Annotated in this window: 6 protein-coding genes and 1 pseudogene; 6 read left to right on the top strand and 1 reads right to left on the bottom strand. The window is 68.7% G+C overall.

The window, feature by feature from the left end:
- Both VD972_RS29580 and VD972_RS29585 read left to right on the top strand, forming a co-directional pair.
- Nucleotides 1-798, top strand: a 798-nt coding sequence (locus tag VD972_RS29580; protein ID WP_324992113.1) for a metal-dependent hydrolase, incomplete at its 5' end; no start/stop codon positions are given.
- Nucleotides 799-1,100: 302 nt separating this feature from the next.
- Complete coding sequence (locus VD972_RS29585; RefSeq protein WP_324992114.1) at nt 1,101-1,538, top strand: hypothetical protein; 438 nt, start codon at nt 1,101-1,103, stop codon at nt 1,536-1,538.
- Between the two features lie 26 nt (nt 1,539-1,564).
- Here the strand turns inward: VD972_RS29585 and VD972_RS29590 are convergent, their stop codons facing one another.
- Nucleotides 1,565-4,021 (bottom strand): efflux RND transporter permease subunit, encoded by a 2,457-nt coding sequence (locus VD972_RS29590; RefSeq protein ID WP_324992115.1) that lies wholly within the window; start codon nt 4,019-4,021, stop codon nt 1,565-1,567.
- A 172-nt stretch (nt 4,022-4,193) separates the two neighbouring features.
- Here VD972_RS29590 and VD972_RS29595 point away from each other — a divergent pair, with 172 nt between their 5' ends.
- From VD972_RS29595 to VD972_RS29610, 4 genes and pseudogenes are all read left to right on the top strand, one after another.
- The gene (locus tag VD972_RS29595; RefSeq protein WP_324992116.1) at nt 4,194-5,882 is read left to right on the top strand and encodes an alkaline phosphatase family protein; all 1,689 of its coding nucleotides are present in this window, start codon (nt 4,194-4,196) and stop codon (nt 5,880-5,882) included.
- A gap of 144 nt (nt 5,883-6,026) precedes the next feature.
- Nucleotides 6,027-8,549 (top strand): efflux RND transporter permease subunit, encoded by a 2,523-nt coding sequence (locus VD972_RS29600; RefSeq protein WP_324992118.1) that lies wholly within the window; start codon nt 6,027-6,029, stop codon nt 8,547-8,549.
- Nucleotides 8,550-8,670: 121 nt separating this feature from the next.
- Nucleotides 8,671-9,186, top strand: a complete 516-nt coding sequence (locus VD972_RS29605) for a hypothetical protein (RefSeq protein WP_324992117.1) — start codon at nt 8,671-8,673, stop codon at nt 9,184-9,186.
- A gap of 213 nt (nt 9,187-9,399) precedes the next feature.
- A pseudogene (locus VD972_RS29610) lies at nt 9,400-9,795 on the top strand (NAD-dependent malic enzyme); the annotation flags it as partial.

Genomic DNA, 9,795 nt, shown 5'->3' on the forward strand with positions numbered 1-9,795 from the left:
CTCTCGCACGCCCTGGTGTTCACCCCCGTGGTCGCTCTGGCTGCTACCGCCGTGGCATGCCTCCTCTTCCGCACGGCCCGCACCGGGCCCGTGCTCCTCTACAGCCTGATCTCCGTCAACCTCGCGCACCTGCTGGCGGACCTGTGGACAGGCTGGGGCACGCGCGTGCTCCTTCCCTTCTCGGACCGGCGCTGGACGCTGGACTGGACCATGGTCGTGGATCCGTGGGTGACCCTCCCCCTGCTCGCAGGCGCGCTCTGGGCCTGGCGCCGCAGAGCCGTGTGGCGGCGGGCGCTACTCGTTGGGGCAGCCCTGTCGGCGGCCTACGTGGGACTGCGTGTCACGCTCCACACCACGCTGAGCCAGCGCGTGAGGGAGGCCTGGCCGGGTGCGGAGCGGGTGCAGGTGTTCCCCGCGTGGCTGTCGCTCACCACCTGGCGCTATGTGGCTCTCCTCCCGGGCGAGTACGTGGCCGGGACGATCTCCCTGGGCAGCCAGCCCCTCGAGCAACGCCGATGGCCGCGCCCCTCACCCGACACACTCCCGGAATCCCTGCGGCGCATTCCCACCGTACGCGAGGCACTCGCCTGGGCGCGCTTTCCCTTGGTAGCCACTGCTCCCCTTCCCGAGGGGAGCTCCGAGCTCCGCATTGGCGACCTGCGGTACCACCTGCGCGGCGAGCCGACCCTCCAATTCGTCCTGGAGATCAGCGCGGAGGGAGAACTGCGCGCCGCCCGCCTGGATCGGGGAGGAAGCGCGGGAGAGTTGCTGCGGCGCTGGCGTACCCAGCCCCGGTGAAATGGGACCAAGCCACGCAGGTGGAGCCAAACCGCCTCAAGACTGCTGAAGGTTCACTGTCTCTCGCAGAGGTGAACGCTCGTGCGGGCGGCGAGCAGCTGGATCGCGTTATAATGGGCCCATGAAGCCCTCCTGGGAGGAGTTCGTACAACTGAGAGCCCGCGTCGCAGCGCTGGATCCGCTCCTCGTTGAAGCATCTGACGAGGTTGATCGCACGCTCCTCGAGTGGGCAAGAACGCTCTCCCCCTTGGAGCGACTTTCTGCCGCCAGCCGTGCCTCCGAGGCACTGCACAGGTTCCAGCTTGAGCCAACACCCAAGGCAAGCTGATCTCCGAGCGCTGGTCGAGGCGCTGGTCGGGGCTGGTGTGGAGTTCATCGTGGTGGGTGGAGGAGCAGCCGTGCTTCAGGGCGCGCCCACCACGACCCTGGACCTGGACATTGTCCATCGCAGGCTCCGCCCCGACGCATCGCTCCTCATGGGGCAAGGGCAGATCCGCCTCTCTACGGATCTGGGTCCCCTCGATCCCTTGTGCCGACTCCACGACGGAAGAGGCTACGAAGAGCTCCTCGTCCACTCCGAGGTGGTAACCGACGGCCAGATCCAGATTCGCGTCATCGACCTGCCCACCCTCATTGAGATCAAGTCGACGACCGGTCGCAGCAAGGACAAGTTGATCGTCCCTGTACTCTTGGCCCTCCTCGCGGAGCGTACCTCAGAGCCGGGCCGCGAACCGAAGTGACCTGAGCGCAACTGGAGCCCAGAACGTCAGGACTCCTTGGCCGGCACAGTGGTGCCGTGCTTGCGCCGCCACCGCTCCACCAGCAGCAGCAGCGCCGGGAAGCCCAGCAGCACGATGACGATGTTCACCCCGAAGCCCAGGTTCGCCACGTTGCCAATGGAGTTGAGGCCCGGGTGCTGCGCGATGGCCAGCGCCAGGAAGCCAATGGCGCTCGTCAGCAAGCCGCCTGTGATGGCGCGCCCCGTCTCCGCGTACACCGAGATGAAGTCACTGTCCGGCTCGGACAGGCGCTGGATGAGGTGCACGCCCGCATCCACCGTCGTGCCCACCAGCACCGGCAGCACCACCAGGTTCAGGTAGTTGAACTGGATGCCCAGCAGCGCCATCAGCCCCACCAGCCCGGCGATGGACAGCAGCGTCGGCAGCATGCAGATGAGCGCCGTGCGCAGCCGCCCCAGCGTGATCCACATGGCCACCAGCACCGAGAGAATGGCCGCGCCCAGGATCCGTGGGCCCTCCTTGGCCACCATGTCCAGGATGTCCGCGACGATGAGCGCCTCGCCCGCGGCCGACACCTGCGTGCCATCCGTGAGCTGCATCCCTCGCACCTCCTTGGTGAAGCGCCGCGTCCCGTACCCGTCCGCCAGGTTGATCGCCGCGTACACCAGCACCACACCGCCCTTGTCCCCCTCCAGGCCCTCGAACTCCCGCCGCACCATCTCCGGCAGATCCTTGCGCTCGAAGGTGCTCGCCCGCGCCATCTTCAGCGCGCGCTCCAGGTTGGCCTTCACGTCCTTGGGAAGGCGGTCCGGATCCAGCTTCTCCAGCCGCGCGCGGATCGCCTCCAGCACGGAGGCCTTCTCCTGCTGCTGGTCGGGCACCAGGTCCTCCAGCGAGCCGACAAAGTCGATGGTCGAGTCCTTGCCGCGCTCGGCCTTGCGCTCCTTGAGCTGGCGCACCACCTGACGCTCCATCTCCCGCGAGTCCGTGAGCACCACCACCGGGGACTGCGAGTACCCCAGGATTCTGTCCATGCGCCGATCCAGCCGCACGGACGGCAGCGCCGTGGCCTCCAGCTTGGACCCGTCGTAGTTGAAGCTGACGTTCCCGGCCTGGCTGATGAGCGCCACCAGCGCCACGCCGATGACGAGGGCCACCCCGCGGTAGCTGCGCGGCAGCCAGCGCGCCAGCATCGCCAGGGGGCCGGCCGAGCCCACGTGCGCGCGCGGCGTCCAGCCCCAGCGCGCCGCCAGCCCCAGCAGCGCCGGCAGGATGAGCACGTAGGACGCGATGCTCACCACCATGCCCACCGCGGCGATGATGCCGAACTCGTGGAAGGCGGCGAACTCGGAGAGGGAGAGGCTGAGGAAGGTGAGCGCGGCCACCACCGCGGCGATGAGCGCGGAGAAGCCCGTGTGGCTGAAGGCATCCCGCACCGCCTCCAGCGAGTCCTTCCCCTCCGAGCGCAGCGCGGTGTAGCGCCCCAGCAGGTGGATGCCGTGCTCCACGCCCAGGCCGCCCAGCACCGCCCCCAGGAAGCCCGTCAGGAGATTCACCTGCCCGTAGACCAGCCCCACGAAGCCGTACGTGAACGCCAGGCCCGCGATCACCGGCCCCAGCGTGAGGAACACGCTCAGCGCGCTGCGGAAGTGGAACACCAGGTAGAGGATGAGCAGCACCAGGGCAATGGACGAGGCGCGCGCCAGATCATTGGTGATGAGCACCTGGTGATCGATCTTCTTCTTGAAGGTGCCCGAGAGCGCCGTCTGGAAGCCCGGCCCATACTTCGACAGGTCCTCCTTCGACAGGAAGTCCTCCACCTGGGCCACCACCTTCTTGGCGTAGCCCAGGTCAGCGCTGGTGCCCTTGGGCTTGAGCATGAGCACCACCAGGCGCTCCTCCGGATCCAGGTAGTAGGGCTCCTTCCCCTTCGACAGCCGCTCGCTCGCACGGCCGAGGTACTTCTGCTCGATGTCGGTGAAATCGATGGAGGGCGGCGGCGCATCATCCAGCTGGACGAAGAGCGGGTTGGCCTGTTGCTTCTCCCAGGCGATGCGCGCGTCGATGCGCTGCTGAATGGTCTCCAGGTCCGGCAGCTCCACATAGTAGAGCGAGCGCTCCTCGAAGAAGGCGTTGGGCCGCTGGTAGTGGACGTAGCGGACCTCCGGCAGCTGGCCGAGCTTGGGCGCCATGTCGTCGGCGAACTGCTTGAGCTTGTCCGGCTCCGCGTTCATGCCCACGACGACCAGGTAGCCCTGCCCGCCAAAGCGCTTGCGCAGCTTCTCCAGGTCCTGGACGCTGGGGAAGGACTTGGGCAGCAGGCCCACCAGGTCCGAGCTGAGCGACAGCTTGCGCGCGAAGAAGCCGCCGAGCACCACCAGCACCAGGGCCACTGCCAGCGCCTGCCAGGGCTTGCGGTGGTTGCGTGCGGCCAGCGCCCCCATCGCCTTCTCCATCCGCTGCCCCAACCCGATGTCGCTCATGTGCCTGCTCTTGTGTCCAAAAGTCCGCGATTGAAGCCGCCCACCATGGCGAGGGCCCTGGCGAGAGTCAATGAATCGCCGGGGGGCGGCCGGGCAGACATGGGGAAGCTGGGCTTCTTGCACCCAGTCCCCCTGACAGACCCCTGAGAGGCATGGTTTCTTCCCTGCCCCCATGCCGAAGCCACGCCTCAGGCTCCGGTCCGTGCTGCTCGCCGGGCTGGTCCTCCTCGGAGTCGCCTACATGCTGCGCCCTGCTCCCCCCCGGGGCCGCCCCGCGGATCCTCCGTACCTCACCTACTTCCTCGTGGACGGCCTGTCCCAGGAGGTGTTCCAGCGAGAGCTGGCGGCGGGAAACCTGCCGAACATGGCCCGCCTCATCTCCGAGGGGCTGTATGTGGAGGATGGCATCGCCGCCTTCCCGACCATGACGGGCTACGGCTTCTATCCCTTCATCACCGGGCAGGACGCGGTGCGCAGCGGCGTGCTGGGCCTGCGCTGGTTCAAGCGCGAGGCGAAGGAAGGCAACTTCCGCGCCTACGTGGGGCGCACCAACGTGATGATGAATGAGGACTTTGTCTCCGAGCCGCCCACGCTCTTCGAGTGCTTCCCAGGGCAGCACACCTTCTCGGTGAACAGCTACGCCAACCGCGGAGTGGTGCGCAACGAGAAGCTCGGCTGGGGCTTCAGCATGGCGAAGTACCAGGAGAAGTCCGCCGTGGTGCGCTTCCTGGCGGGCACTCCGTGGCTGGGCCCACGCCTGCTGCCGAACTGGTACGGGGCCGAGACGCAGGTGCTGGAGCTGGCGCTGGAGGACCTGGCCAGCCAGCCCAAGGTGCAGTGGATCACCTTCGCCAGCCCGGATGGGCGCAACCACATCGTCGGCACGGATGACACGTACGTGAAGCTGGTGCGGCACATCGACTCCCTCATCGGCCGCTACCGCGAGGAGAGCCGGCGCCTGGGCCAGGAGGAGCAGCGGGTGTACGCCGTCATCTCGGACCATGGCGTCACCGACGTGCACAAGAACGTGGACCTGCGGCAGGCCCTGGGCACCGCGGGGCTGCGCGCCTGGCGCGGCGAGGCCACCCACCTGCGCCAGAGCAGGCTGGACGATCCGATCTCCACCTGGGCGGACGTGGACGTCATCCTCGCGGTGAACGGCAACGCGATGAACTACGTGTACCTGCGCAACCCGGGCTCCTCGGGCGAGGAGGCGTGGCGGACGCAGCCCGAGCCGGGCACCGCCTTCCAGCTTCCCCGGCACCAGGGCGGCGAGCCGGTGGATGTGGTGAAGGTGCTGCGTGAGGCCGAGGGTGTGGAGCTCGTGGTGATGCGCGCCGATGCCGCTGGGCAGGTCCGCCTCTTCTCGCGCACGGGTGAGGGACGCATCACCTCCAGTGAAGGGGGGCTCGCCTATGCCTGCGAGGGAGAGGATCCGCTGGGCTACGCACAGGGCGAGGCCAGCCGGGTGCTGTGTGATGGGAGGGCGCGCGGCGATCGCGAGTGGCTGAAGGCCACCCATACTCTGGGCTTTCCGGACGCCGTGGTGCGGCTGCACCGGCTGATGACGGCTCCGGATGTGGCGGATCTGGTGGTGACGGCAGCGCTCGGCTACGACCTGGCGGCCGACTACGAGCTCGTGGTGGGCAACTACCGGGGCGGCCACGGCGGCCTGCGTGCGGATCAGCTCCGGGTGCCCTACATCCTCGGAGGTCCCGGCGTGCCGAAGGGCCAGCGCCTGGCGACGGCCCGGGCCGAGGACGTCGGGGCGACGGTGCTGCGCCTGGCCGGCTGCCCGCCTGCCAGCCCGCGAGGGGGCGAGGACTTGCTCCCTGCGGTGGCATCTCCCGCTCCCCCCTGAGCAGGCGAACGGGCAGTCGGCCCTGTCCACTCGGGCGCAGCGTGGCCAGTTTGCGGCGCGACAGGACGCGTGCTTCGCGCGTCCTAGGGGGAGCCGCCATCCTCCGTGCCGCTGGGGCACGAGGGCGCTGGCGAAGCCGCGACCATGGCCTCGGATCCGACAACGACAGGCTGGAGGGGGCGCCTGGAGCAACGGCTCGGCCGGCTGGCCGACTACAACTATCGGCACCCCGCGCGGGCGCTGGCGATCGCCGTGGCGCTCAGTCTCCTGGGCGTCTTCTTCGCACGCGGACTGTCGCTCGATGCCAACCTGGTGAGCCTGCTCCCTCGCTCCTTCCAGAGCGTGCAGGATCTGCAAGAGCTGGAAGAGCGCTTTGGCGGGCTCGGCTGGGTGGCCGTGGTAGGCGAGGGCGCGGATCCGGAGGCGCTGCGCCGCTTCGCCGATGACCTGGCGCCTCAGCTGGCGGCGCTGCCCGACATCCGCTTCGTGGAGGCGAAGCGCCCCGGCCCGTTCTTCCAGGACCACGCGCTCTACTTCCTGTCCCTGGAGGATCTCACGCAGGTGGAGCAGCGCATCGAGTCGCGCCTCACCTGGGAGAAGCAGCGCGCCAACCCGCTCTTCGTCCCGCTGGTGGACGAGCCGGCCCCCTCGCTGGACTTCTCGGACCTGGAGGCGAAGTACGGCGCGGGCAGCGTGCGCCGGCTCTCGGGCCCGGGCGGGGAGTACTACCTGGATCCCGTCGCGCGCCGCGTGGTGGTGCTGGCCAAGCCCGAGGGCATCTCCGCGGACCTGGACTTCTCCCGGCACGTCGTCACCCAGGTGGAGGACCTGCTGGCCTCGCAGGATCTGTCGAAGTACGGGCCGGACTTCCGCACGGCCATCACCGGCACCTTCCAGAAGAAGCTGGATCAGCAGCAGCAGATCGGCCGGGACATCATGGTGTCCTCGGCGGTGGCGGGCGTGCTGCTGCTGCTCTACCTCTTCCTCCACTTCCGCAGCGCCCTGGCCGTCGCGGTCGTGCTGGCCCCGGTGCTCATGGGGCTGGCGTGGACGTACGGGCTGGTGGGGGTGGCCTATGGGCGGGTGAACCTCCTGACGGGCTTCCTGGGCGCCATCCTCGGAGGCTTGGGCATCGAGCACGGCATCCACCTGCTGGGGCGCTACCTGTACCTGCGCGGCCAGAAGTGGCAGGCGGAGGAGGCCACGCGCGAGGCCTTCACCCACACGGGGAGCGCGGCGCTCACCTCCGCGCTGGTGGCGGCGCTCACCTTCTTCCTGCTGGGCACCTCGAACTTCCGCGCGTTCCGTGAGTTCGGCGTGATTGCCGGCGTCGGCATGCTGCTCATGGTGCTGGCGTACGTGCTGGTGCTACCGGCGGTGCTGGGGCTGGCGGCCCGGCTGGGGTGGAAGCCCGGGCCCTCGGCCACCTCGCACCAGCGCTCCCCGCTGGGCCGCGTGCTGGTGCGCTTGCACCGTCCCCTCACCGTGGTGTCAGCGGTGGTGCTCGCGCTGCTGGTGGCGAATGTGGGGCGCGTGCGCTTTGACTTCAACTTCGGCTCGCTGGCGGATCAGCACCTGCCCTCGTTCGTCCTGGACCGGCAGGTGACGCAGCTCATCGGCTACTCGCAGTCTCCGCTGGTGGTGATCACCCGCAGCCCCGCCGAGGAGCACGCGGTGGTGGAGCAGCTGCGCGCGAGCCAGGAGCGCCTGGGAGAGCGCTCCACGGTGGACTTCGTGGCCTCGCTGGAGACGCTGGCGCCCCCGGAGCAGTCCCGGAAGCAGGAGGTGCTGCGCCGCCTCCAGACGCTGCTGGAGGATGTCCCCGAGGGGCAGCTCGACGAGGAGCAGCGGCAGCAGCTCGCGGAGCTGCGCAAGGCGGCGAGAGCCAGCCCCTTCACCCTCGAGGAGCTGCCGGCCTCGGTGCGCAGGCAGTTCGAGGACATGAACGGGCAGAGCCACTTCGTGCTGGTGTACCCGCGCGTGAGCCTGGACGACGGGCAGGCCATCCGAGCGCTGGCGCGAGAGGTGCGCGGGGTGAAGCCGCCCGGGGGTGGACGCATCAGCGTGGCGGGCGAGCCCATGGTGCTCGCGGACATCCTGGACATGGTGACGCGCGAGACGCCGTTCATTCTCGGGGGCTCCCTGGTGGCGGTGCTGCTGGCCATGTGGGTGACACTGGGCAGCTTGCGGCTGGCGCTGCTGTGCCTGACGCCCACGGTGGTGTCGCTGCTGGCGCTTGCGGGGCTGATGCCGCTGCTGAAGGTGGAGTTCAACTACCTCAACATCCTCGTCATCCCCGTGCTCATCGGGACGACGGTGGATGCAGGAGTCCACCTGCTCACGCAGCTCGTGTCGCCAGAGAGTGACTTCGTCTCGGTGTACTCGGAGACGGGCTGGGCCATTGCGGGGGGCCTGCTCACGAGCGCCATGGGCTTCGGCGCGCTCTTCCTGGCAAACCATCCGGGTCTCAACTCGATTGGAGCACTGGCCAACCTGGGCTTCGGAGTGAACCTGCTTGTCATGCTGGTGGCCTTCCCGGCGCTGCTGCTGACGCTCTCGGAGCGGCGGCGCCGCAAGCTGCTCCGGCGGCAGGTCCAGGCCCAGGATGCGGCGAGCCCTCCGCCCCACTCCGGCCCCAGTCAGCAACCGCTCCCTGGCAAGGGCTGACAGGCGCAGGAGCGTACCGCCCGCGGGGCGTGCTGCCTGCCGAGCGAACCCTGCAGATGGGCTCTGTGCTGCCCACGTTCCCGGCCAGTAGCAGCACGGACACGGACAGAGGGAGAACACCATGAAGAACACGAAGAAGTTCCTGGCCGCCGGTCTGCTCGCGGGCGCGCTGACTTTCATCGGCTGCAAGTCGGACTCGTCTGCGGAGCGGACGGAGGGCACCCCCGACACCACTCAGACGACGCCTTCCACGGGCACTCCGGGCGAAGGCTCGACCACCGAGGGCACCTCCACGGGCACGGAGACGCCCCCCCCCGGCACGGGCGGCTCCGGCGAGAGCGACATCAGCAAGACGAAGCAGTCGGACGACAACCTCCGCATGCCGGAAGAGGATCCGCTGCGGACTCCGGAGAACGAGAGCATCCGCGACGCCGAGAAAGAGTCCGAGCCGGGCGTCCATGACGAGCCGGGCACGGGCGGCGCCGGCTTCGGCAACGATGCGTTGGAGCCCACCGAGGACAACCTGAACGAGGGCGGGAACGTCGACGACATGTTCCGCGTCCCGGACTCGCCGGCGGACACGACACCTGAGGACGGGCTGACGGAGGACACCCAGCTCCCCGAGGGTGCACGCTAGCTGGCACCTCGTCGCAAGCATGGACTCAGGCAGCGCCCACGCACCGCGTGGGCGTTGCTGTTTCGGCGCCTGGGGAACAGGCCTCCTTCTCCCTCCCATCACCGCAGAGGGCATCACGCGGCGCATCAACGCCTCGCGCCACGGCACTGGAGTCTCGACAGGACCCGGCGCCGGTGGCCAACCTGAGGGCGCACGGTTACCCCCAATACCCCCATGAAACAGTACGAGAAGAAGTACGACGCGAACGGCCGCCCCTACCTCGAGACGTCCCTGCCGGGGCTGGTGCTCACCCGACTCCCGCTGCTCAACAAGGTCACCTCCTTCTCCTGGGAGGAGCGCAATGAGTTCGGGCTCATGGGCGTGCTGCCCACCCATGTCTCTACGCTGGACGAGCAGGTCGAGCGCTCCTATGCGAACTTCAAGAGCTTCCGCTCGGATTTGGAGAAGCATGTCTTCCTGCGCGCGCTGCAGGACCGGAGCGAGGTGCTCTTCTACGCGCTGATCGATCGGCACATCGAGGAGATGATGCCCATCATCTACACGCCCACGGTGGCGCAGGCGGTGGAGCAGTTCAGCCGCATCTACCGCTACCCGCGTGGCCTGGTGGTG

Origin of the sequence: Hyalangium sp., assembly GCF_035629615.1 — a bacterium.
In the GTDB taxonomy this organism is placed as follows: Bacteria; Myxococcota; Myxococcia; order Myxococcales; family Myxococcaceae; genus Hyalangium.